Raw genomic sequence first — 22,744 nt, 5'->3', positions numbered from 1 at the left:
AATTCACTAGCAAGCTATTGCGTTTGAACAGATGGGTCTGTTTGGGTGGGTAGACCTACCTCAGCAGCAGAACGGCTTAACATAGACTGCTGGAGATGTTCTTCTTGTTGCCTTTGTTCGGTCATGCGCTCTCTGGCTGTTTGTTGGATTTCCGACTCTCCAGAGTCAGCTAACTCTGCTTCTGTACGCTGCAACATAGACTGCTGCAAATTTTCTTTTTGCTGGCGCTGCTGCGTCATTGCCTCTCTTGCTTCTTCTCGCGTACTCATGGGCAAGTCTCCAAAATTAGTTGTTGGTTGTTAGTTGTTGGGTCTTGCTGAAATATCTATAAATTGTGAAAAATTGCGAATGAGTTTGTTAAATCTGTTCTTACAGGATTGGTGCTGAGCAAGCAGAATTCGGTTTCTCGTGTCTGAGGGTAACCGATCTGCTCCTATTGTTAGAATAAGCTGACAATTTGAGGAACTTGTGAGGAAACAGTTATCAGTTATCGTACGGGCGGGTTTTGAGCCAAAATTTATCGCTTTGGTGGTCAATCTAGCTTGCTAAACCCGCCCGTACAGTTGTCAGTTATCGACGAGTAGTGGCGAATTGGTAATGATTTAATTCCAGCCCAAAGTAGTAGCGACTTGAGAGGCTAGCTGAAGCGGATCGAAGGGTTTAGCGATCGCATCTTTCATACCTAACAGAGCGTAGCGGCGGCGATCGGCTGGTTGTACCTTGGCAGTCAAGAAAATCACGGGAATATGTTTTGTTGCTTGGTTTGCCTGCAACTCTTTATAAGTTGTTAATCCATCCATCTCAGGCATCATCACATCAAGGAGGATAGCATCGGGTTGTTCGGCTGCGGCTTTGAGTAAACACTCGCTACCAGAACTAGCCGTGCTAACTTGCCAACCCGCTACCATCTCCAAACAAATTTGGGCAACCTCTTGGATATATGGTTCGTTGTCAACTACTAATATGCGTTTGGCTGTCATTGGTCATTGGTGAGTGGCTGGTGGCTGTTGGCTAGTGGCTAGTGACAAGAATTGAGTCTAGTCACTAGTCACTAATCACTAGCCACTGATAACTGGTCATTGGTCACTGTCTCCTCAGCTGCAACCACGCGCCCGCGTCCGTTGTTCTTAGCACGATAGAGGGCTTTATCTGCCACACGATACAAAGTTTCTAGATCTGCACCGTGTTGCGGGTAATGGGCAATTCCAGCGCTAAAGGTGATGGGTATGTTGCATTGAGGGTGTGTAGACTGCTGTTGCTGCCATCCGATCGAGATATCTGTCAATCGCTGTACTCCTTCTTGGCTGGTCATGCCGTACAAACCGCAGATAAATTCTTCACCACCCCAACGAGCTACTATATCTTCTCGACGCAACGAATGCAGTAACCACTGTCCCAGCTGACGTAACACCGCATCGCCCACTGCATGACCGCAGGTATCGTTGACTAGCTTAAAGCGATCGATATCTAAAACTGCCAAACAGAGGGGTTGATGATGCCGCTTTGCTAGATTTAGCAAGCGTTCCAAGTCTTGAGTAAATTTATGGCGATTAGCAACTCCCGTCAGCGGGTCAATTTCTGCTAAGTTGCGCAAAAGTTCGATCCGGTCGAGCCGATTCATGATTCGGTTTACGAGTTCCGGTCCGACAATTGGCTTGCTGACAAAATCATCCGCCCCAACTGCAAATACCTGATTTACTGTATTGGCATCGCTGTAGGCAGTCAGAAATAAAATTGGCAATCCGCACCAGTGCGAATCTTGGCGCACGATCTGACACAGCTCCAAGCCGCTGAGATGGGGCATATTGATATCTAAAATGAGCAAATCTGGGGCTGAGGCTTCTAGAGTTTCCCAAAAACGGCGAGGATCTTCGATACAAATCGTCCTCAAGCCCCAGGGTTCCAGCAGGCTGCGTAGGGTAGCAAGGATCTGAGGATCGTCATCCACTACCATCACCTTAGCTGCTGTCGCTTCCTTTGGTAGCAATTGGGTGACTGCCTGTAAAACTTGGGCTGGCGGTACGGGCTTGGGTAAAAAGGCATGTCCGCCACAACGGGCGACTTCTAGTCGCGTCATCAAATTATCTCGATCGCTATGGACGAGAACGGGCAAGGAGGGATAGCGATGTTTGAGTTCGACTAGGAGTGCTAAGCTGTCTGCTGTATTGCCATCAAGATCGAGTAATACGACTTGGGGTGGCGATAAAGCGATCGCTTTCCTAGCTGATTCTAGGTGAGTGACTATTTCTGCTTGAATGCCCCACACTCCCGCTTCTGCGATCAATGGCTCTGCTAAATGGCGATCGCTATTGAAGATTAACAATTGCGGCAACTCTTGTTTAACTGTGACAGGTGTTGTCAGTTCGGGAGGAGTTAGTTCTATCGAGCGGCGTAAAGCCGCTACGAGTTCTCGCAAATTTTTTGTTTCTGTTTGACTCATCGGCTTTTTGGCTCGCAAACTACGTTCGATTTTCCGTGCTAGTTGCGAACCTGTGGCAAAACCAAAAGTTCCTAAAGAACCTGCTAAAGTGTGAGCAGCTTGTTCTGCATGGTGACGTTGCTCTGTCGTCAGTTGAGCTGGCAAGATTTGAGTGGTAGCTTGTTCTAATAGCGTTACCTGCTCGTTCACCCTACCCTGAAATCGCTCCCATACTCCTGCTAAAGCTGTAAGAGTTTGTTGTCGCGTCTGCTCGCTTGGCTCTTCAGATGATGGTAGTGTGAGTTTATTGACCGATGGCGACTTGAGGCGATAGCCGATCCCGTAGACAGTTTCGATCGCATCTGCGGGTGCGCCAACTGCTTTTAATTTCTGCCGCAGTCCTTTAATTTGCGTCCTTACGGCTTCTTCCCCTGGGGTTTTATCAAACGACCAAACACGATCCAGGATGGCGCTGCAACTGAAAACCCGGCGATTGTTCCGTAAAAACAGTTCTAGCAAGGCGTATTCTTTGGGAGTCAATTGTAGCGATCGCCCGCTATAAGTCACTTCACAGCTACTCGGGTCGAGGCGTAGCTCTCCCCACTCTAATACTGGCGAAACACTCGTATTTCCACGTCGCAATAAAGCTCGCACGCGGGCAAATAATTCTTCTTGGTCAAAGGGTTTGACCAGATAATCATCTGCACCAGCATCTAAGCCGATTGCCTTATCGTGACTGCTATCTCGTCCGGTCAGCAACAAAATTGGCATTTTGTAACCCTGCGATCGCACGCGACGGCAAAGCTCAATTCCGTCCAACTTTGGCAGCATGACATCTAACAGGATCAGGTCATATTCGTAAGCTTGAACTAGTTCCCACCCTGATTCGCCATCGGCTGCTATTTCTACAGCATAATTTTGCTCGGATAGCACCAAATCTAAGGCATTAGCGATAAACTCGTCATCCTCTACAACTAAAATGCGCATTGTCTAGCGATCGGTTATCAGTTGTCAGTTATCAGTTATCAGCGGTGCGTGGTACGTGATGCGTGATGAATAGGGTGTAGGGTGTGGGGTGTAGGAAATTGGTAGTTGGTAGTTGGTAGTTGCCCCTCTACTCCCCTGCTCCTCTGCTCTCTTCACTCCCTCCGCTTCCTCAGCTCCCTCTGCTCCCTCAGCTCTCTTACTTCTCACCTGCACTCAAGCCGATCCTAAAGCAGAATTACATAAAATTAAGGTTTGTTTGCAAATTTAAAACAAGATTGAGCTGAAATAGTTACAAAAGTTGATTGTTAAATTTGTCATTTGTCATTTGTCATTGGTCGTTGATAACTGATAAGTACAGACGTTACATGTAACGTCTCTACACTGATAACTGATAACTGATACCTGTCATCCCTTGTACAAAATTTCATTTCGACTCGCTGCACCCAGGGGAGTAGGGGTAACGCCGATCGCATGGGGAGCGATCGCGGTAGGAATGACGGGGGAGGCGTGCCATTTATGGAGGAGATTTTGCAGGAATTTGTCTTGTCCTGCGCGTAGACTTTCAAGCTGCCATCCTCTATTGATGATGACAAACCAAACCAAACCGCGATCGCGGGTGGGTAAAACTCCTGCTAAGGCACTGACTTCGTTCAAGGTTCCGGTTTTGACGACAGCACCCGCAGGGACGTGGCGTAGTTCGAGCGTACCTCGGCGATCGCGTCCCGATACGGGAAACAAGTCGGCAACGCTCAGTTTATAGGGAAGTAATTCTCGTTGCACTGCCATAAACATCGCACACGCTGCCCTGGGAGAAATCTGATTTTCCATTCCTAGTCCAGAAGTATTACCCAACAAAATTTCTGAGTCTGGCACTCCCGTGGTTGTTGCCGCTATTTGGCGCACGCTTGGCGCTCCACCTAACATTTGCCCTAACATTTGCGCCATTTCGTTATTACTGTAAACATTCATTTCCTTCAGAATTTGTGCCAAAGATAAAGAATGATGACGTAGTAATAAGATTTGCTTGGGATTGGCGATCGCAGCAACTTGTACGGTTCCGGCGATCGCCACACGCGGTTTTGGTATACCTGGGGGTAAGGTAGAGTATTGCATTTTAGCAGCAGCTTTCCAGGTAGAGGCATCCAGTCCTTGTTTGAGCAGTTCTCCAGCCTTGAGGGGATCGGATTGATAGTTCATGGCAAAATTACCAGTCACTACCAAATTGCCCGTAACGCGAGAAATTCCCAATCGATTCAGACTGTTCCCCAGGGCGATCGCTTCCTCCCAAACAAACAGCGGGTCTCCCCCACCTGTAACGATTAAATCTCCTTCTAGAACTCCTGCTTGAATTGGTCCTGCGGCACTAATCAGCGTTTGGAAGCGGTGGTTTGCGCCCCAAGTTTTTAACGCAGCTAGGGATGTAGCTATTTTTGTCAGCGAGGCAGCCGGTAAGGGAACTCGACCGTTATTTTCGCTCAGCAGTAAAGGTCCCGACTGTATCCAAATTCCCTGCTCTGTGCTGGTTATTCCTTTGGTTTTCAGCCCTTGTAAATACTGCTGCAAGGTTGTCGCCGCCACACCATCCGGTGCTGAGTTAAGCACTAGTGCCGGAGCAGTTTGTAGCGCCAATAATTCCCATGCTGCTGATGCTTCAGGGTGTATCCCTGCCACACCTAGCCAAAAACCAACCAACCCCGAGCTAATCAGATCTAACATATGAGCGGTGCGTGGTGCGTGGAGAGAGAATTCGGAATTCGGAATTAATTGCGACTTGTGACTTGATTTTGTTCCCTACTTCTTGGTTCACTTTCACTATTTTGAATAATGAATGCCAGATTGTCTCTACTTTGGAGTGGTTAGCGATCGGTAAATAATGTTAAGAGTTTAAGCGAATAGAATTCGCTGCTACACAGACAAAACCCGCCTGCGCGGGTTAAATCTGCCATTTTATAGAGGTTTTTAATTGGGTACAACACATAATAAGTAGGGGCGCACAGCTCGCCCCTACTACTGTCACGCACGCAATCAAGAATTGCTATCACATCAGTCTGCGCAGGCAGACTTAGTTTGTGTAGCCGCGACTTACAGTCGCAAGAGTGCGAGATGACTACATTGTTAAAGACTGAGCGTTCGTTTCAATTAACTTCGCCAAATCTTGCAAGAACGCTGCTGCATGAGCGCCATAAATAATCCGGTGGTCGCTGGTCATATTGACCTGCATTTGCTGGCGCACGCCCAACATTCCATCAGATGTAGCTACAACCTGGGGACGCGACGCACCGATCGCCAAGATTGCTCCTTGTCCTGGGGGTAAAATAGCATCGAAACGGTCTACGCCAAACATCCCTAAATTTGACAGCGTAAACGTGCCGCTGTTATATTCCTCTGGTTGTAACTGCTTGGCTCTGGCACGGTCTACTAAAGACTTCCAATTGCGGGAAAGTGAATAGATATCTAATTTGTCGGCGTTTTGCAGCACTGGCGTAATTAAGCCACCGTCATCCATTGCTACAGCCACAGCAATATTAATGTTAGGGTGATAGACAATTCCTTGTTCTGAGTAACTAGCATTCACCAAGGGATGCTTTTGTAGTGTCACCGCTACAGCTTTAGCTAATAAAGCTGTCATTGTTACGCCCTTGGACTTAATTTGCTTGTAAAGCTTATCTAATGCATCGGTAGTGATGGTATAACCCACCCGAAAATCAGGTGCTTGCAGGCTAGCAACCATATTCCGTACCACAGCGTTTTGTAATGTGGTGAGGGGCTGCACGGAGCCAGCAACGGTACTTACAGGGGTAGGAGCAGCAGCTGGTTGAGGTGCTGGGGCTGCACTGGGAGTCGTTACTTGAGGTTGTGCTGGAACCGATGGGGCTGTAGTCTTGCCTGCAAAAGCTTCCACATCCTCCGCTACAATCCGACCGTGAGGACCGCTACCTTTAAGAGTATTCAGATCGACTTTTAAATCCTTTGCTAACTTGCGAGCGCGGGGTGAAGCGATAACCCGCCCATCACTACGACTTGCACCATTTTGAGACTCAGCTTGAGAATCAGTTGCAACCGCGCTGACTGGAGTTGGGGTAGGGGTTGTATTCCCTACATCAGCCGTTTGTCCTGGGGAAGTTGTAGCAGGTGTTGACGTTGCCTGACTACCCGACTGCGCTTGTTGTTGCGCGATCGCAATTTCTGCTTCTGTTTCGGCAATTAAGGCGATTGTGGCTCCTACAGGGGCAGCTTCTCCAGCTGGGACGAGGATGGTAGCAAAGTATCCTTCGTAAAAGGATTCCACATCCATGTCTGCTTTATCGGACTCAACCACTAGGACTGTTTCGCCTTTTTCTACCTTGTCACCAGGCGATTTGACCCAAGAGACAATTTTGCCTTCGGTCATTGTAGAACTGAGAGCGGGCATGAAAACTTCGTGTAGAGTCATGGAGTGGTTTCCCAACAGAGCGCGATCGATTAGTTTTTAGAAATAAACTAGAAGGTTATTTTACCTTTAGTGAGATGGTAATTGGTAGTTGGTAATTGGTAGTTGGTGGTTGGTAGTTAACTTTCATCAACTATTAACCATTGACGATCGACATTTTCCATTACCCATTACCCATTACCCATTACCCATACTTAAATTTCACCGCGAATTTCTTCTACAATTCCATCACGCAACAGAATTTCAACTTGGAGTTTGGCGATCAGGTTGTCCCCTGGCTGGACGCTGAAGATCCCTTCTAATTGAAATTGGCTGACTTCTTGATTCATTTCGAGCAGTTGCACTTGCTGAAGGTTCTGCAAACTCTGGTTTTTTTGCTCCAACAGTTCGCTTTTCTTCTCGTTGACTTGCAGTTGAATGCTTTCGATCTGCTGGCGAGTTTCTGGACCTGGAGGCTGTATGCTTTGTTTTTGGATCTCAGCGATCGCCCGTTGTCCTTGTTTTTCTAGTTGTTGCAATTGCTGGTCAACGGCGTTAATTTGCGATTGTAGCTGCTGCTGGACTTCATCTTTCCAACGGGGAGTCACGACTGCTTTGACGTTGATCGGGCGCTTTAACAACATCTGTTGAGGGTTTGCGGCATCCATAGTTGATGATTGGTATTTGTTACATAGTTCGCGGTAATCCTAAGATTACCCAAACATCCCGTCAATCATATCGTGATAGCGCTCCATGACAACGGGTCGGCGAATTTTTAAGGTTTGGGTTAACATTCCATTCTCAATTGAAAATGGCTCTAAAATCAGCTGATATGTACTGATGCGATCGTCGGGACGATACCCTGGACGGTCTTGGACTTCCCGCGTTAACTCTTGGCGGAATAGGTTTTGGATTGTTGAATGGTTGAGATCGATTGGTTGTAGGGGCGGGTTTCCAAACCCGCCCGTACGGGAGTCGGGAGTTCCCCCTTGCCCCCCTTGTTTTACCTCTGGTAAAGCCAATTGCAAATTCTGAGAGACTACCCACTGCTGCAATGCTTCTAAGTTAGGGACGATTAAGGCTCCGAGCGATCGCTGGTCTTGTCCGACTACCATAATTTGGTCGATGTAAGGACTGCGCAGACACGCATCTTCGATTGGCTGCGGTTCGATGTTTTCACCGTTAGACAAGACAATCGTATCTTTTGCTCTACCTGTCAGCACGATGTCGTTTTTTGGTGTAATTAGACCTAAATCTCCAGTATCGAACCAACCTTCGGGATCGATCGCTTTGGCTGTCGCCTCTGGGTTTTTGTAGTAACCCTGCATCACCTGGGGTCCTCGGATTAATACCAAGCCGCGCTGCATTGGTTTTAGGGTCTGGCGCGTTTCAGGATCGACAATTTTGGCTTCCGTGCCTGCCATTGGCAATCCAGAAGAACCGCGCAGATTGCGCCAAGGACGGCGGACGTGGGTAACGGGGGAGGTTTCAGTTAAACCGTAACCTACTAAAATTTCGACACCAACAATTTCAAAAAAGTTTTCCAGGTGGATGGCAAGGGAACCACCACCGCTAATCACTTGCCTAATCCGTCCTCCCGTTGCTTCCCGCACCTGCTTGTAGACTAAACGATCTGCAAGATTGTGAATCGGTGCTAAAACTGCGGTTTGAATCCCCGCTTGCAGGCGTTGCAGGGGGGAAGGATAGAGGTTATCTAATGCTAATCCTCGAACAATTCGCCGTGCTTTTATGTAACGTTGACTAATATTCAACAGGGAATAAATCAGACGTTGTTTTTTAACGGGTTGGTCGCGGAACTGTTTTTGCACCCCTTCGTAAATCGATTCCCACAATCGAGGAACGCCGACCATGAGGCGAGGTTTAAATGCTTTTAAGTCTGCTTTGACGTGACGAATATTCGTGTATATTTGCGTACAACCTTGAGAAAGGAGGAAATATTCGACACTTCGCTCGTAACAGTGCCAGACAGGTAAAATACTGAGAATGCGATCGCCAATTTCTGGTTGTACGACTGCGCCAAATGACGTAACTTGATGCAGCAAATTTCCGTGAGACAGCATTACACCTTTAGGCTTACCTGTCGTCCCAGAAGTGTACATCAGGGTGGCAAGGGTATCCCGATTCTGCGCCACTGGTTGGAGTGGTTGATTTTCTCCCACCGCCATCAGTTGAGAGAAATTCATGATTTTGAGCGAGTCGCTTTCGTCTAGGATTTCGTCTGACAGCAACACCACCAAATGAATCGGTAGTCTGTCCAAGCCTTCGCGCACTTTACTTAAAGTCTTGCGGTCTTCTACTACCAGTGTTGTACTGCCGCTATGTTCCAAAATGTATAGTAATTCTTGTTTTTCCGCTTGGGAGCTACGCACGACATCTACTCCCCCAGCGGTTAATATTCCTTGATCGGCAATCATCCAGCGCGGACTATTATCAGCTATGAGTCCCACCCGATCGCCTGCTGTTACCCCTAGCGCTTGCAACCCTGCGGCAAAGATTTGAATGTGCTGGTACAGCTGATTGTAGGTAAAAATAGTCTCTGGCTCGACGTGGGGATCGTGCAGCGCCACGGTATTGCCGAATTTTTTAACCGCGATCGCCCAAATTTCTGGTAGTGACTGCACGCTGGAATAATCGACCGTGCGTTTTAAATTCGAGCGTTCTCGCTCGGTTAAGTTGAAATAGAAGTTAGAGGGGCGGTTGTGCGACATAACTCGTGCGACAAAACTCAATCGCTGGTAAAGTTCGTTGGCAGTCCTGTATACATACAACTTACCTTGCGATAGATGCATTTGAGCTATTAAGTTAGGACACAAGCATTGCTGTCTACTAATTCAGTTGTCGGTAGGGGCGCATAGCTGTGCGCCCCTGCCAACTCCCGCCTCATCACCCACTACTCAAGAGCGATTGCGACTAAAAATACCAATGCGATCGAAAGGATAGAAACGGACGATCGCTTTACCAATAATGCGATCGCGCTTGACGAAGCCCCATTCGTGTCCGTCACAGCTATTGTTACGATTATCTCCCAGTACCAAGTAAGAATTCGGCGGGATAACTCGAACCGATCGCTCGTAATCTGGTTTGCTGGCGATATAGTTTTCTGCTAGAGGGCGATCGTTGATATACACTTGTCCCGCTTTTACTGCGACTCGTTCCCCAGGAAGTCCCACAATTCGCTTGATAAACGAGTCTTGCGAGTTAGATGGCAATCCACACGCAGAGATTGCAGCAGGGGGTGGTTGAAATACTACAATGTCGCCTCTTTGAGGTGCTTGAAAGCGGTAGCTGAGTTTATCTACCATCAGGCGATCGTCAACTGCTAGAGTTGGTTCCATCGAACCAGAAGGAATAAAAAAAGACTGGGCGACACCAGCACGAATTCCAAATGCTAAAAACAAGCTCAGACCTACAGTTTTCAGTCCCTCTATCCACAAATTCTCTGGCTTTGGCTGTTGGAGATTCCGTTTAGGCATTGGCAAACGCAGGCTAAATGCAGGTTATAAGTACAATAACTGGTTAGCTATGACTGAAGTTATATTTCTTGGTTCCCGATTGCAGTTATCAGGGTAGTTGGTAATTGGTAATTGGTAATTGGTAATTGGTGGTTGTAGTTATTCCCCATGTCCCCCATGTCTTCCTTGTCCCCCTTGTCTCCCTTGTCCCCCTCATTATGGTTAACCCAACTCCAAATCCTAGTTTCAGTTTGACGCTACGCTTGCAGATTCCCAATCGCGTTGGGATGTTGGCTAGCGTGACTCAAGCGATCGCCTCTTTTGGTGGAACTCTCGGTCAAATCGATCTGGTGGAACGCACGCGATCGCAGGCAATTCGCGATTTGACTGTAGATGCTTCTAGCGCGGAACAGGCTGAGGCGATCGTGCAGGCAGTACGGGTATTACCAGAAATTGAAGTGATTAATGTCTACGATCGCACTTTTAATTTGCACCGTGGTGGCAAAATCTCCGTCAACAGCAGAATTCCGCTCAAAAGTCAAGATGATTTGGCAATGGCATACACGCCAGGAGTGGGGCGAGTTTGCTTGGCGATCGCCCGCGATCCAGAACAGGTGTACAGTCTGACAATTAAACAGAATACCGTGGCGATCGTCACAGATGGGAGTGCAGTTTTAGAATTGGGAAATCTGGGTGCAGCGGGGGCATTACCTGTCATGGAAGGCAAAGCCGCGATCTTGAAAGAATTTGCTGGGATGAATGCTTTTCCAATTTGTTTGGCGACTCAGGATACAGAAGCAACGATCGCTACTGTGAAAAAAATTGCTCCGGTATTCGGTGGCGTAAACTTAGAGAATATTACTGCCCCGCGCTGTTTTGAGATCGAACGACGGCTGCGGCAAGAATTAGACATTCCCGTGTTTCACGGCGATCGACAAGGAACGGCGATCGCAACGCTAGCGGCGTTGATTAATGCTTTAAAGTTAGTTAATAAGTCAATAGCGGAAGTGAGGATCGTTATTAACGGTGCAGGGGTGGCGGGAGTCGCGATCGCGCGTCTTTTGAAAAACGCTGGTGCTGTCCACATTTTAATGTGCGATTCCAAAGGGATTCTTTCCACGCAGCGTCAAGATTTAACTGCCCAAAAGCAAGAATTTGCTGTCAGTCAAATGGGAAGTTTGGCAGGTGCTTTAGTCGGTACTGACATATTTATCGGTGTTAGCGCCCCAGGTATATTAACGCGAGATATGGTGCGATCGATGGCAAAAAATCCAATTGTGATGGCGATGGCAAATCCCGTCCCTGAAATACAGCCAGAACTTGTGACTGATGATGTTGCAGTCATAGCAACGGGGCGCAGCGACTACCCAAATCAGATCGATAGTATTCTGGCATTTCCTGGGATATTTCGCGGTGCTTTAGACTGTCGTGCTAAGACAATAACTACCATGATGTGTTTAGAAGCAGCACAGGCGATCGCTTCTTTAGTAACACCCACAGAACTCAACCGCGAACTTATTATTCCCTCTATATTTGACGCTAGAGTTGTTCCTACTGTAGCGGCGGCTGTGCAACGCGCCGCCCGTCAGGAGGGAATTGCACGTTGTTAATATTTATATTTCGCTTTATGAGAGTGGGAATTATATATATGTCAACACAGAAGAATTTTTATGACTGGTGGCATTTATTTAATTCAGGATGACGAGCGATTAGTAGAAATGACGGAACAAGCCTATAACTCAGAAGCTTTACTACAAAAATTGTTAGTAGATTATCCCAGCCTTCTGGCTGGAGATCAAATAGACAGCACGACACCGCGACGCTGGTTATTAATAAAACCAGAAATGGAAGTTCCTTCAGAAGAAGATGGATATAGACGCTGGTTTGTCGATCATTTGTTTCTCGACCAAGACGGAATTCCTACAATTGTGGAAGTCAAGCGCAGTTGTGATACTCGGATTCGGCGAGAGGTTGTCGGTCAGATGCTAGATTATGCATCTCATGCTGTAGTTTATTGGTCAATTGAAAAAATCATTGCTCAGTTTGAAGCAAATTGTCAGATTAGAGGTTTAGAACCTAACACATTGTTATCGCATTTCCTTGTACTCGATCGCCCAACATTATTCGATCTTATTGAAGATGATATTCAAATCTCTAGTTTTTGGCAAAGAGTTAAAAATAATTTGCAGATAGGTAAAATTCGTTTATTATTTGTAGCTGATAAAATTCCATCTGAACTTCAGCGAATTATAGAATTTTTAAATAAGCAGATGAACCCAGTAGAGGTTATAGGAGTTGAGATTAAGAAATTTGAAGGGCAAAATTTAAAAGTTCTCATTCCTAGAGTTATCGGTCAGACAACAGCAGTAAAAGGTAAGAAAATTAGTAGTTTTGCGCGAGAGGTTAGACAGTGGAATGAAACAAATTTTATTGAAGAAATAGAAATAAAACAAGGAGTTGACATAGCAAAGACTACTCAAACAATCCTTGATTGGGCGAGCTGTAAAAATTTATCTCATACATGGGGTCAAGGAAATCAATCTGGTTCTTTCACACCAAGAATTGTCACTCCCAAAGGAGAAAAGAAGAAGTTTTTTGTAGTTTGGACAAGTGGCACAGTTGAAATTTCTGCAAATGAAGCTCCGTTCAATCTGCCAGAAACCAAGAATGAACTGCTTAATCGTCTGACTTCTATTGTAGGTAAAGCACTGTCTGTCAACCCGTACTATTGGTATATTCCGTTATCAGTACTAACAGAAGAAAGTATCTTAAAACAATTTTTAGAAGTAATTGAATGGGCAATAGGTGAAATACAATTATTGTAAAAATTGAAGATTTCTATTACATAGTTTTGAATCTTATTCTTATCCTTTTAGCATTAGCCCGTGTAGAGACGTTACTTGTAACGTCTCTACACGGAAAACGATCGCAAATCAATTTGGATTGCTATATATCCTAGTGTTAAATTAATTCATCTGCTCAACTTTAGCTTTTAACCCATTGCTAGTAAGTAACTGCGCGACTTCATCAGCCTTAGAGCGATCGCTAAACGCGCCCGCTTGCATAATTGTTTTACCCTTAGCAACAACCCGAAACGAACCAGGAACGAGCGATCGCACTTTTTCTTGTGTAGGTGCGTTTGCTGCTTCTACCAAGACTCGATAGCGCAAACTTTCCACCTGAGAAGAGTTAGACTGCGACGATACCGCAGCAATTCGGGCAGGGCGATCGCTACTAGAAGGTATGTCACCATCGGGAACGGGTAACAATTCGTTAGGATTGACGGCAGCTGGTTTTAAAGTTGGTAAGCCTTGAGTTATCGTATCGCCTTTTGCTAGTGGCTGCGATCGGCTGACAGGAATTTCCACTTCAGTTTGAGGGTTGGCAGCAAGTGGTTGCTTCTTATTTGTAGCAGGGGCTTTTGTTGCTTCAGGCTTGGGTTTAGTTGCAGGAGCTTTTGCTACTTCGGGCTTAGGTTTTGTCGTTGCTATCGCTACTTTTGGAGATTGGTTTTGTGATGCAGGTTTGCTAGGCTTAGATGCTGAAGGCTTCTTTGGCTTTTGATCGGGCTTCTTTTGAACTGGCGCTGATTCCGACTCCGGTAGCGGTACGGGAATTTCTACAACTTGTAATGCTGGTTGAGAAGCTGGAGGAGAATTCGGAATTCGACGCGGCTTTAATGACGAGGAAACCTCGTCATCCGCCTGCTTGACTTCGGAATTCGGAATCAAAGACTCTCGTGCGGGCGGGTTTGATGGAATTGTAGGTTTGCGCACAGGATCTTCTGGTAAACCCGCCCCTACGACTCCTGTGCGGGCGGGTTTTGAACCAAGATTTATCGCTTCATCGGTGGCACTTTCGCTAAACCCGCCCCTACGATTCTCGACTCCCGAATTTGAGGCAACATTACTCGTTCCTGCAAAATCGATATTACCAATGGAACGAGCTGCGGTAACTTGATTGCCTACCGCAGAGATTGTAACTCGCTTGGCAGCGCTGCTATTGATGTCATAACGACCATTTTGGCGAAATTGATTGTTACCTGGTTCGGTTGGTGTGCCTAAATTGGGTTGACTGTTGGCGATCGCCACGACACCATCTTCTTTATTACCCTCGATAATGTTATTGCGTAAGACTGGTTTTGTGAAAGCTTGAGACACGACACCAGCCCGATTATTAATAATTTGATTCTCTATAATTAATGGTGCAGCTCGTTGAGCAACATTAATGCCATAACCAGTTCGCTCAAAGACATTAGCGCGGATCTCTGGTTTGGAAATTCCGTAAACTGTAATTCCATTCGCGCCATTTTGAATAAAGCGGTTGTTGCGGATGATGGGCACACTATCACCCGTGATGGAAATTCCATCGTGGCTGCTACCAGTAAAAGTATTATCCGCGATCGCCGGACTGCATGACTCAATCCATAATCCATAACCGCGTGGGTTGGGATTCGTGACTGTTATTCCCGTCAATCCGGCTTCATCCGCCCCTAAAATTGCTACATCCTGACGCGCAAAGGTAGGACTCATGTACATTCCCCCACCTTTGATAACAATATTGCTACCCTGGCTGCTAGAGTCACCTTCAAGAGTAACTCCTGGTTTAAGTCTAAGCGGAAATGTCTCACCAGATTCTCTGCTATAAGTTCCCGCCGCTAGTTTAATGATGGCATTGGATTCAGCTTGTTGAAGGGCTTGAGCAATCGTTTTAAAAGGACTGCTTTCACTGCCATTGCCATTCTCACCAGCTGTAGGATTGACAAATATAACTTTCTTCGCAGTTTGAGATTCGCTAGTAGGGGTTTGCGTCAGTTGCAGCGGTGGAATAGCAACACCTACATGACTGAAACACAGCCAGAAAAATATAGTTAGACTAATTCTAGTGGCACTTAAGAATAAACCGTGAATGCAAGATTTCTGCGCCATCGTCGGGATGGATAAATAGGGATGGCGATCGCCTCGGACACTTTTCATACTCACGGCACTCCTTCTCACACAGACGCAGAACCCTACCACCAAATTTTCAATGGCAACAAAGTTTAGCTTTTTTCTTTTTTGACTTGTTCTGCCTCCTTATATATCTAAAGAGTCTAAAAGTCAAGAGGTAATTGGTAATTGGTAGTTGGTAGTTGCTCCCTTGTCCCCCTTGTTCCCCTTGTCCCTCTTCTCCCCCTTGTCCCCCTTGTCCTCCGACTTCACAATTCCCGATTCCCGACTGTCGTAAACTGAGAAGGGACTGTTACGATTAGAACATCAAATGGTCTGTTCTCAGTCAAGTAGCTACGAAACGGGAGAGGACAAGTGCAGCCAGCTGTCTGCCGAATTTTGGATGCAAATTTAGACCGCGCCCGTGAAGGCTTGCGGATTGTAGAAGAATGGTGTCGATTTGGATTGAATAGCAGCCAATTCAGCGACGAATGCAAGCAGTTACGCCAAGAGCTAGCCAGCTGGCATACTCTAGATTTACGCTCGGCACGAAACACTCCTGACGATCCCGGGACAGAACTGACTCATCCCCAAGAGGAGCGACGATCTGGCTTGGGAACTTTGCTGCAAGCCAATTTCTGCCGAGTAGAAGAAGCTTTGCGGGTTGTAGAAGAATATAGCAAGCTCTACAATCCGAAAATGGGAGCTGCCTTTAAACAGATGCGTTATCGAGTTTATATCCTAGAAAGTCACTTACTAGGTTATCAACGACACCAACGACTAGCGCAATCGTACTTATATTTAGTGACTTCTCCGATAGAGGGGCTGTTTCATGTAGTAGAAGCAGCACTACAAGGAGGACTGAGCCTCGTACAGTACCGCGATAAGGATACCGCAGATCTCGATCGCCTGGAGACTGCTCGACAATTACGTCAACTCTGTCACCAATACGGGGCAATTTTTTTAGTCAACGATCGCATCGATCTTGCTTTGGCAGTAGATGCCGATGGAGTGCATCTAGGACAACAGGATATGCCCATCGCGATCGCCCGTCAACTCCTTGGACCCCAGAAAATTATCGGACGCTCTACCACAAATCCAGAAGAAATGCAACGGGCAATTCAGGAAGGAGCCGATTATATTGGTGTAGGTCCGGTCTACGAAACGCCGACAAAAGCAGGCAAAACCCCAGTAGGATTAGAATATATTTGCCATGTGGCTAAAAATGTTTCCATTCCCTGGTTTGCGATCGGTGGCATAGACGTTAACAATGTGAATGAAGTGCTAAACGCAGGGGCGCAGAGAGTTGCAGTCGTAAGAGCGATCGTGCGAGCCGAGCAACCCACTCTAGTAACGCAGTATTTTTTAGCACAGCTCGCCCGCGTACAACCACGTACAACTCCATAAATAAAGACTCCATAAATAGGAGTTAATCGAGATTTATGACCGAACAAATTAGCTTACAAGTGAATGGAGAAACTCGTAATTGTGCTAATACTGCTCGACTTCCAGAGGCGCTAGAACAACTCGGTTTTAACCCGCGCTTGGTCGCAGTAGAATACAACGGCGAAATTTTGCACCGTCAATTTTGGGAGAATACGCAACTGCAAGCAGGCGATCGCCTAGAAGTCGTTACAATTGTTGGTGGCGGCTGACAGTTATCAATTATCAGTTATCAGTGACCGGCGAATAGCGAAAAGTGAATAGCGACCAATTAGTTTTGACTTTTGAATTTTAACTTTTGACTTTCTTAATGGACGCAACCATAACAGTCCAATCAAAAACTGCTATTAAACCAGCAAATTTTTGGGTCAATTTTTTGCCTCCTTGCTTATGGATGTTAGGGTTTTATTTCATTCCCCTAACCATACTCCTCAGTTATGCTTTCATGCAGCACCAATATGTGGAGATTATTCCTCGTTTCACCTGGGAAAATTTTGCCCAAATCGTAACTAATTCTGGCTACCGCAATACAGTTATTCGTACTCTATACGTTGCGATCGCTGTCACTATAATTGATACTTTATTAGCTTTTCCAGTTGCCTACTTTCTGACTAAGTATGCAGGAAAATATAAACAATTACTAACAATCTTAATTCTCTTGCCGCTGTGGTCTAGTTATCTCGTGCGCGTCTTTGCGTGGCGAATTATTTTAGGCTACAACGGCGTACTCAATAGCTTACTAATATCTCTAGGTATACTGTCCCAGCCTTCTTCTCTATTTCTCTACAATCAATTCTCGATGGTTGTGACTCTCTGCTACGTATGGCTACCATTTACGATCTTACCTTTGGTAACTGCCTTTGAAAGATTACCTAGTAACTTACTAGAAGCATCGGCAGATTTAGGAGGAAATCCTTTATACACTTTTCGTAGAGTTACTTTTCCTCTAGTTTTGCCAGGGTTTTTAGCAGGTTCGCTATCAGTATTCAGTTTGACAATGGGAGATTATATTACCCCTTCCTTAGTGGGTGGGGCAGGAGATATTTTGATTGGTAATATTGTCGCCAATCAATTTGGTGTCGCTGATAACTGGCCTCTTGGTTCTGCTTTAGCAATGGTAGTATTGTTGTTAATATTTGGACTGATAGCGATCGTCTCCCGCAAAGGTGCTTTAGAAAACTTATGAAGTTAGTAGGAGACATAAAGGAATTCGGAATTGAACGCTCTCGACTCCCGACTCCTGTACGGGCGATCTTACCAAAAAACTTCGTACTAAATAGAGATTCTGTGTGAACCCGCCCCTACGACTCCCTAAACTAATTTTTGGCACAGTTACACTAATAATCTATTTATTCATGTATTTGCCTATCCTGACGATCGCTATCTTTAGCTTCAGTCAGGGGAGAGTGCTATCTCTACCAATTCACGGTTGGACGCTAGATTGGTACGTCAAGGCTTTGCAGGACGAACAACTACAAATAGGATTATTGAATAGTTTAAAAGTGGCGATCGCATCTTGTACTATTGCTGCAACTTTAGGAACTTTGGCAGCTTTAGCCATCCAGCGATATCAATTCTTTGGCAAAAACTTCTTCCGCGCCGCAGTTATCTTACCGATTGTTCTGCCTGGAATTGTCACGGGGGTAGCCATGCTCAGCTTCTTTTCGGCAATAGACTTACCCTTGGGATTAATGACTGTCATCATCGGTCATGCCACGTTTGGCTTTCCGGTTGTATTTAACACTGTCGCCGCCCGAATTGCCCGCCTACCCCGCAGTTTGGAAGAAGCCGCCGCCGATTTAGGTTCTTCCCCTTGGGAAGCGTTTTGGAAAGTGGTATTTCCTGGGTTACGTTCGGCTCTGATTTCAGCCACCTTACTTGCCTTTACCCTAAGTTTTGATGAGATCGTCGTGACAATCTTCCTCACAGGGCAGGATAATACACTACCAATGGAAATATGGGCGCGACTGCGTTTTGGTATGACCCCAGAAATTAACGCTACAGTAACACTAATTCTTTTATTTTCAGTCGGTTTGGTGCTGTTGAGCCAGTGGTTAGGGGTGAGGAGTGAGGAGTGAGGGGACAAGGGAGACAAGGGAGACAAGGGAAACAAGGGAGAAGAAACTACCCATTACCAATTCCCGACTCCCGACTCCCGCTCTTTGCTGATAACTGAATAACTGAGGGGATTATGGAACAACATAAGATGATTATCGGCGGGGAAGCAGTGGCAGCGGTGAGTGCTAACTGGGAAACGGTCATCAATCCTGCCACAGAAGAAGCGATCGCGGAAGTCCCGCAAGCAGATTATGCTGATGTGAATAAAGCTGTAGAGGCAGCAAAACAAGCTTTTCCTTCATGGTCTAGCCTCTCTCCAGGCGAACGGAGTGCATTGCTGTACAAACTTGCCGATGCTTTAGAAGCAAAAGCAGAAACACTAGCACAAACTGAAAGCCTTAATGTCGGTAAACCAATAAAACTAGCAGCTAACGGCGATATTCCCTTTGCGATCGATAATATTCGCTACTTTGCCGCACAAGCCAGAGTAGTAGAGGGAATTGCGGCTAAAGAGTTCGTTCCTGGCTACACTTCTGCTATCCGTCGCGAACCAATTGGTGTAGTTGCTTCCATTGCCCCTTGGAATTATCCAATCATGATGGCAGCATGGAAAATTGCCCCAGCAGTTGCAGCGGGTAATACCGTTGTCATCAAACCCGCACCCCAAACTCCTCTAACAACTATAATGCTGGCTCAAACAGCTTTAGAAGTTGGCTTTCCGTCAGGAGTCATCAATGTCGTAACAGGTAAAGGTCCAGGGGTAGGAGAACCTCTGGTCAATCATGCCGACGTGCGAATGGTTTCGTTTACTGGTTCTACCCGCACGGGTAAGCGGATTATGGAACTAGCAGCCCAGAAAGTGACGCGAGTGCATTTAGAATTAGGCGGAAAAGCTCCCTTTGTCGTGTTTGCTGATGCAGACATCGAAGCAGCAGCTAGAGGTGCAGTCGTTGGCGCTTATATTAATACAGGACAAGATTGTACGGCAGCCACGCGAATTTTAGTAGAACGCTCTCGCTATCAAAATTTCTTATCGGCTTTTACCGAACTGTCACAACAGATCCGCCTGGGAACGCCACAAGCAGAAACAACAGATATGGGTCCATTAATCTCATCTGACCAACGCCAACGAGTGCATGGATTTGTAGAAAGAGCCAGGGCGGATGGAATTACCGCGCACTTACCAGGTGGAATACCTGAAGGTAAAGGCTTTTTCTACCAGCCGACGATATTTTGCCAAGCTGCCACTCAAAGCGAAATTATGCAAGAAGAGGTATTTGGTCCTGTCGTTGTGGTAAATTCGATTGACTCCGAGGCAGAGGCGATCGCAGTTGCTAATGACGTGAAATACGGTTTGGCTGCCTCTGTGTGGACGAAAGACTCTGCTAAAGCATGGCGCGTTGCGAGTGCGCTACAATTTGGCACGGTATGGATTAACGACCATTTGCCCCTGGCTTCTGAAATGCCCCACGGTGGCTTTAAAGAGTCCGGCTTCGGCAAAGACCTCTCACGTTACGCTTTTGATGAATATACAATTGCCAAACACGTTATGTTCGACCTCAGCGGCGCAGTCAAAAAACCCTGGCACTTTACAGTATTCGGCGATGCTTAATCAGTTATCAGTGAACAGGGTGTGGGGTGTGGTGCGTGGGGTGTGGGGACGGAATTAATTTTGACTTTTGAATTTTGACTTTTGATTTGCTCCGCGACTCTCTCTTCTCCCGACTCCCGACTCCCGATTCCCTCACCCATGGCAGCAGTCACACTAGAAAACGTTTACAAAAGCTTTCCCTCTCGTCCTGGCGATCGCGCTGTAGTCCCAATGACAGCAGATCTACTCGCTCCGGTTGAGGTTACACCTGCAATGGAAGTTCCATCTAAGTCGCAGGTGGAGAAAGTACCAAAGCAAGCAGAAAATGTCGATGTCTTGCGCTCAATTAACCTCACTATTGAGGATGGCGAGTTTATGGTGCTGGTTGGACCTTCAGGCTGCGGTAAAAGTACGCTGTTGCGCTCGATCGCCGGGTTGGAAGAGTTAAGTTCAGGCAACATCTGGGTTGGCGATCGTTTGGTCAACCAACTTCCGCCTAAAGCACGAGACATCGCGATGGTGTTTCAAAATTACGCTCTCTATCCCCATATGTCGGTGTATGACAATATTGCTTTTGGACTGCGACGTACTAAAGCTGAGGGAGCTGAAGGAGCAGAGGGGACAAAAATTCCGCTTCAGATCCAAAATGTCCTAGTAGGGATGACGAGCAGATTGCCGAAAGGATTGCGTTACATGACGGCAAGGGAACGGGCGATCGACCAGCGAGTCAGGAGTGTTGCAACATTGTTACAAATTGAATCTTTTTTGCAGCGCTTGCCAAAACAGCTATCGGGGGGACAAAAGCAAAGGGTAGCTCTCGGTAGAGCGATCGCCCGCAACCCCCAAGTCTTTTTGATGGACGAACCCCTTTCCAATCTAGATGCAAAATTACGAGCAGAAACCCGCGCTCAAATTGTCAAACTGCAACGTCAGCTGGGAACGACAACAATCTATGTCACCCACGATCAAACAGAAGCAATGACAATGGGCGATCGCATTGCTGTGATGCACCAAGGACAAATCGAGCAAGTCGCTCGTCCGCTAGAGCTTTACAATCACCCTGCGACTAAGTTTGTGGCTGAATTCATCGGTTCGCCACCAATGAACTTTCTCTCAGTTCACTTTCAAGCTTCGGCGATCGTCCATCCCCTATTTCGTCTCAATCTTCCCGAAGTTTGGGCATCTACTTTACAGAAGTATGATGGACGAGATTTAATTTTGGGCATTCGACCAGAACACCTAAATTTGAGTAGCGCCGCACCTCATAATCTCCCCGTACAAGTCGAGCTAGTGGAAGCTTTGGGCAACGAAACCTACCTCTTTGTCACCACTACGGCTGCGGCTAATGCTACTCCTACTCCGTTACAAGTACGTATTCCACCAGAGCGGACGGTGAACATTGGTGAACAATTGTGGCTATCGCTTCACCCAGAAAAAATTCACTTTTTCGATCCAGCAACTAATCTGGTAGTCAGTAGAGAGTAGTGAGTGGCTAGTGGCTGGTGGAACCAGTAGCTTGACTTTTTGCTAGTCACCAGCCACTAGTCACTGGTCACTGATAACTGATAACTGATAACTGACAACTACCTATCTCCTCCTTAAGATAGAGCGCAGCAGAATCTTGATTTTTTACATTAATTTACATATTCTGTTGTAATTCTTAATGAGTCAGGGCTAACTGGAGATAGAAGTATGCAAGATACTACAAAACTTGCCACTACAGCGATGGAAGATCGCAATGCATGGCGCTGGGGTTTCACCCCTCAAGCAGAACTCTGGAATGGTCGCTTGGCAATGGTGGGCTTTTTTATTGCTTTATTTCTTTACCGATAGTGTAAGGCTAGGCAACCACTCGTTTTTGGTTAGCGAATGTTCTGGCTTTTGTGGAGTGGGCATCTTGTCCGCTCGGACAGCACGATGCGATTTGAATGTACGCTAGCTGATTTTTTGATTTTGGTTAGATTTTCTTTGCTTCAGTCCGACTTTTTGCCAGTAAATTTCGTTTAAGCTGTTGCATCTCCATCAAGTAATTGTTATATTAGTTTATATAAGTAAATAAAAAGTTACATTTTTCTGACTGAAGTACCAATTTAGGAGCATCAATCATGCAAGACACAACTAAAGTTACCACACCAATCATTGACGATCGCAACGCATGGCGTTGGGGTTTCACACCACAAGCTGAAATTTGGAACGGTCGTTTAGCAATGATCGGTTTCCTAGCAGCTGTTGCGATCGAATTGTTCTCAGGTCAAGGTTTCCTTCACTTCTGGGGAATTCTGTAAATCTGTGGTGTTAGATTTAAAGCAACAAAAAGACTTGGAAACAGGCATTTCCAAGTCTTTTTTTATGTGAAGATAATCCACAACTATCTTCACACCAATCATGCATTCTTCTCTTCAAAACCAGAAGTTAGTCTAGATACATCTAAAAATC

Annotated in this window: 20 protein-coding genes; 10 read left to right on the top strand and 10 right to left on the bottom strand. The window is 46.3% G+C overall.

Annotation, left to right across the window (positions count from 1 at the left end):
- Positions 1-14: 14 nt before the first annotated feature.
- The 9 genes from H6G17_RS04020 to lepB all read right to left on the bottom strand — a co-directional run bounded on the left by H6G17_RS04020 (position 15) and on the right by lepB (position 10,309).
- A complete protein-coding gene (locus H6G17_RS04020; RefSeq protein ID WP_192154387.1) occupies positions 15-269 on the bottom strand; it encodes a hypothetical protein in 255 nt (84 codons plus the stop codon).
- Positions 270-602: 333 nt separating this feature from the next.
- Positions 603-980 carry a response regulator gene (locus H6G17_RS04015; RefSeq protein ID WP_192154385.1) on the bottom strand — a complete coding sequence of 126 codons (378 nt, stop codon included), beginning with the start codon at positions 978-980 and terminating at the stop codon, positions 603-605.
- A gap of 71 nt (positions 981-1,051) precedes the next feature.
- Entirely contained in the window at positions 1,052-3,406 is a 2,355-nt protein-coding gene (locus H6G17_RS04010) for a response regulator (RefSeq protein WP_192154383.1), read from the bottom strand.
- 24 nt (positions 3,407-3,430) lie between these two features.
- Positions 3,431-3,613, bottom strand: coding sequence for a hypothetical protein (locus H6G17_RS04005; RefSeq protein WP_192154381.1), 183 nt, complete (start codon positions 3,611-3,613; stop codon positions 3,431-3,433).
- 198 nt (positions 3,614-3,811) lie between these two features.
- On the bottom strand, positions 3,812-5,122 hold the full coding sequence (locus tag H6G17_RS04000) for a D-alanyl-D-alanine carboxypeptidase (RefSeq protein ID WP_192154379.1): 1,311 nt from the start codon (positions 5,120-5,122) through the stop codon (positions 3,812-3,814).
- A 391-nt stretch (positions 5,123-5,513) separates the two neighbouring features.
- A complete protein-coding gene (locus H6G17_RS03995) occupies positions 5,514-6,839 on the bottom strand; it encodes a dihydrolipoamide acetyltransferase family protein (protein ID WP_192154378.1) in 1,326 nt (441 codons plus the stop codon).
- A gap of 191 nt (positions 6,840-7,030) precedes the next feature.
- Entirely contained in the window at positions 7,031-7,483 is a 453-nt protein-coding gene (locus H6G17_RS03990) for a YlqD family protein (protein ID WP_192154376.1), read from the bottom strand.
- Positions 7,484-7,528: 45 nt separating this feature from the next.
- Complete coding sequence (locus H6G17_RS03985) at positions 7,529-9,544, bottom strand: long-chain fatty acid--CoA ligase (protein ID WP_192154656.1); 2,016 nt, start codon at positions 9,542-9,544, stop codon at positions 7,529-7,531.
- A gap of 186 nt (positions 9,545-9,730) precedes the next feature.
- Entirely contained in the window at positions 9,731-10,309 is a 579-nt protein-coding gene (gene lepB / locus H6G17_RS03980; RefSeq protein WP_192154374.1) for a signal peptidase I, read from the bottom strand.
- Positions 10,310-10,506: 197 nt separating this feature from the next.
- Between lepB and H6G17_RS03975 the strand changes: the two genes are divergently transcribed.
- Both H6G17_RS03975 and H6G17_RS03970 read left to right on the top strand, forming a co-directional pair.
- Positions 10,507-11,898, top strand: coding sequence for a malic enzyme-like NAD(P)-binding protein (locus H6G17_RS03975; RefSeq protein ID WP_192154372.1), 1,392 nt, complete (start codon positions 10,507-10,509; stop codon positions 11,896-11,898).
- A 108-nt stretch (positions 11,899-12,006) separates the two neighbouring features.
- Positions 12,007-13,113, top strand: coding sequence for a hypothetical protein (locus H6G17_RS03970; RefSeq protein ID WP_199316483.1), 1,107 nt, complete (start codon positions 12,007-12,009; stop codon positions 13,111-13,113).
- A 141-nt stretch (positions 13,114-13,254) separates the two neighbouring features.
- Here H6G17_RS03970 and H6G17_RS03965 read toward each other — a convergent pair whose 3' ends face one another.
- Complete coding sequence (locus tag H6G17_RS03965; RefSeq protein ID WP_192154368.1) at positions 13,255-15,264, bottom strand: DUF1565 domain-containing protein; 2,010 nt, start codon at positions 15,262-15,264, stop codon at positions 13,255-13,257.
- Positions 15,265-15,591: 327 nt separating this feature from the next.
- Here H6G17_RS03965 and H6G17_RS03960 point away from each other — a divergent pair, with 327 nt between their 5' ends.
- From H6G17_RS03960 to H6G17_RS03925, 8 genes are all read left to right on the top strand, one after another.
- Positions 15,592-16,623 carry a thiamine phosphate synthase gene (locus tag H6G17_RS03960; protein ID WP_192154366.1) on the top strand — a complete coding sequence of 344 codons (1,032 nt, stop codon included), beginning with the start codon at positions 15,592-15,594 and terminating at the stop codon, positions 16,621-16,623.
- A gap of 35 nt (positions 16,624-16,658) precedes the next feature.
- Positions 16,659-16,871, top strand: a complete 213-nt coding sequence (gene thiS / locus H6G17_RS03955; RefSeq protein ID WP_192154364.1) for a sulfur carrier protein ThiS — start codon at positions 16,659-16,661, stop codon at positions 16,869-16,871.
- A gap of 98 nt (positions 16,872-16,969) precedes the next feature.
- Positions 16,970-17,845, top strand: a complete 876-nt coding sequence (locus H6G17_RS03950; RefSeq protein WP_192154362.1) for an ABC transporter permease — start codon at positions 16,970-16,972, stop codon at positions 17,843-17,845.
- Between the two features lie 169 nt (positions 17,846-18,014).
- Positions 18,015-18,737 (top strand): ABC transporter permease, encoded by a 723-nt coding sequence (locus tag H6G17_RS03945; protein WP_242038226.1) that lies wholly within the window; start codon positions 18,015-18,017, stop codon positions 18,735-18,737.
- A gap of 113 nt (positions 18,738-18,850) precedes the next feature.
- The gene (locus H6G17_RS03940; RefSeq protein WP_192154358.1) at positions 18,851-20,329 is read left to right on the top strand and encodes a gamma-aminobutyraldehyde dehydrogenase; all 1,479 of its coding nucleotides are present in this window, start codon (positions 18,851-18,853) and stop codon (positions 20,327-20,329) included.
- 138 nt (positions 20,330-20,467) lie between these two features.
- On the top strand, positions 20,468-21,793 hold the full coding sequence (locus H6G17_RS33885; RefSeq protein WP_192154356.1) for an ATP-binding cassette domain-containing protein: 1,326 nt from the start codon (positions 20,468-20,470) through the stop codon (positions 21,791-21,793).
- Between the two features lie 207 nt (positions 21,794-22,000).
- Complete coding sequence (locus H6G17_RS03930; protein WP_192154352.1) at positions 22,001-22,141, top strand: chlorophyll a/b-binding protein; 141 nt, start codon at positions 22,001-22,003, stop codon at positions 22,139-22,141.
- 272 nt (positions 22,142-22,413) lie between these two features.
- Entirely contained in the window at positions 22,414-22,593 is a 180-nt protein-coding gene (locus tag H6G17_RS03925; protein ID WP_015154022.1) for a chlorophyll a/b-binding protein, read from the top strand.
- Positions 22,594-22,744 lie beyond the last annotated feature (151 nt).

Source organism: Chroococcidiopsis sp. [FACHB-1243], assembly GCF_014696895.1.
Classification (GTDB): Bacteria; Cyanobacteriota; Cyanobacteriia; order Cyanobacteriales; family Chroococcidiopsidaceae; genus Chroococcidiopsis.
Note: the sequence above shows the minus strand (reverse complement) of the source record. Positions and strands in the feature narration are given on the sequence as shown.

What these genes read in the sequence shown, in the direction of transcription:
- H6G17_RS04020 (WP_192154387.1), bottom strand. Translation starts at nt 269, where the DNA reads ATGAGTACGCGAGAAGAAGCAAGAGAGGCAATGACGCAGCAGCGCCAG.
- H6G17_RS04015 (WP_192154385.1), bottom strand. Translation starts at nt 980, where the DNA reads ATGACAGCCAAACGCATATTAGTAGTTGACAACGAACCATATATCCAA.
- H6G17_RS04010 (WP_192154383.1), bottom strand. Translation starts at nt 3,406, where the DNA reads ATGCGCATTTTAGTTGTAGAGGATGACGAGTTTATCGCTAATGCCTTA.
- H6G17_RS04000 (WP_192154379.1), bottom strand. Translation starts at nt 5,122, where the DNA reads ATGTTAGATCTGATTAGCTCGGGGTTGGTTGGTTTTTGGCTAGGTGTG.
- H6G17_RS03995 (WP_192154378.1), bottom strand. Translation starts at nt 6,839, where the DNA reads ATGACTCTACACGAAGTTTTCATGCCCGCTCTCAGTTCTACAATGACC.
- H6G17_RS03990 (WP_192154376.1), bottom strand. Translation starts at nt 7,483, where the DNA reads ATGGATGCCGCAAACCCTCAACAGATGTTGTTAAAGCGCCCGATCAAC.
- H6G17_RS03985 (WP_192154656.1), bottom strand. Translation starts at nt 9,544, where the DNA reads ATGTCGCACAACCGCCCCTCTAACTTCTATTTCAACTTAACCGAGCGA.
- lepB (WP_192154374.1), bottom strand. Translation starts at nt 10,309, where the DNA reads ATGCCTAAACGGAATCTCCAACAGCCAAAGCCAGAGAATTTGTGGATA.
- H6G17_RS03975 (WP_192154372.1), top strand. Translation starts at nt 10,507, where the DNA reads ATGGTTAACCCAACTCCAAATCCTAGTTTCAGTTTGACGCTACGCTTG.
- H6G17_RS03970 (WP_199316483.1), top strand. Translation starts at nt 12,007, where the DNA reads ATGACGGAACAAGCCTATAACTCAGAAGCTTTACTACAAAAATTGTTA.
- H6G17_RS03965 (WP_192154368.1), bottom strand. Translation starts at nt 15,264, where the DNA reads ATGAAAAGTGTCCGAGGCGATCGCCATCCCTATTTATCCATCCCGACG.
- thiS (WP_192154364.1), top strand. Translation starts at nt 16,659, where the DNA reads ATGACCGAACAAATTAGCTTACAAGTGAATGGAGAAACTCGTAATTGT.
- H6G17_RS03950 (WP_192154362.1), top strand. Translation starts at nt 16,970, where the DNA reads ATGGACGCAACCATAACAGTCCAATCAAAAACTGCTATTAAACCAGCA.
- H6G17_RS03945 (WP_242038226.1), top strand. Translation starts at nt 18,015, where the DNA reads ATGTATTTGCCTATCCTGACGATCGCTATCTTTAGCTTCAGTCAGGGG.
- H6G17_RS03940 (WP_192154358.1), top strand. Translation starts at nt 18,851, where the DNA reads ATGGAACAACATAAGATGATTATCGGCGGGGAAGCAGTGGCAGCGGTG.
- H6G17_RS33885 (WP_192154356.1), top strand. Translation starts at nt 20,468, where the DNA reads ATGGCAGCAGTCACACTAGAAAACGTTTACAAAAGCTTTCCCTCTCGT.
- H6G17_RS03930 (WP_192154352.1), top strand. Translation starts at nt 22,001, where the DNA reads ATGCAAGATACTACAAAACTTGCCACTACAGCGATGGAAGATCGCAAT.
- H6G17_RS03925 (WP_015154022.1), top strand. Translation starts at nt 22,414, where the DNA reads ATGCAAGACACAACTAAAGTTACCACACCAATCATTGACGATCGCAAC.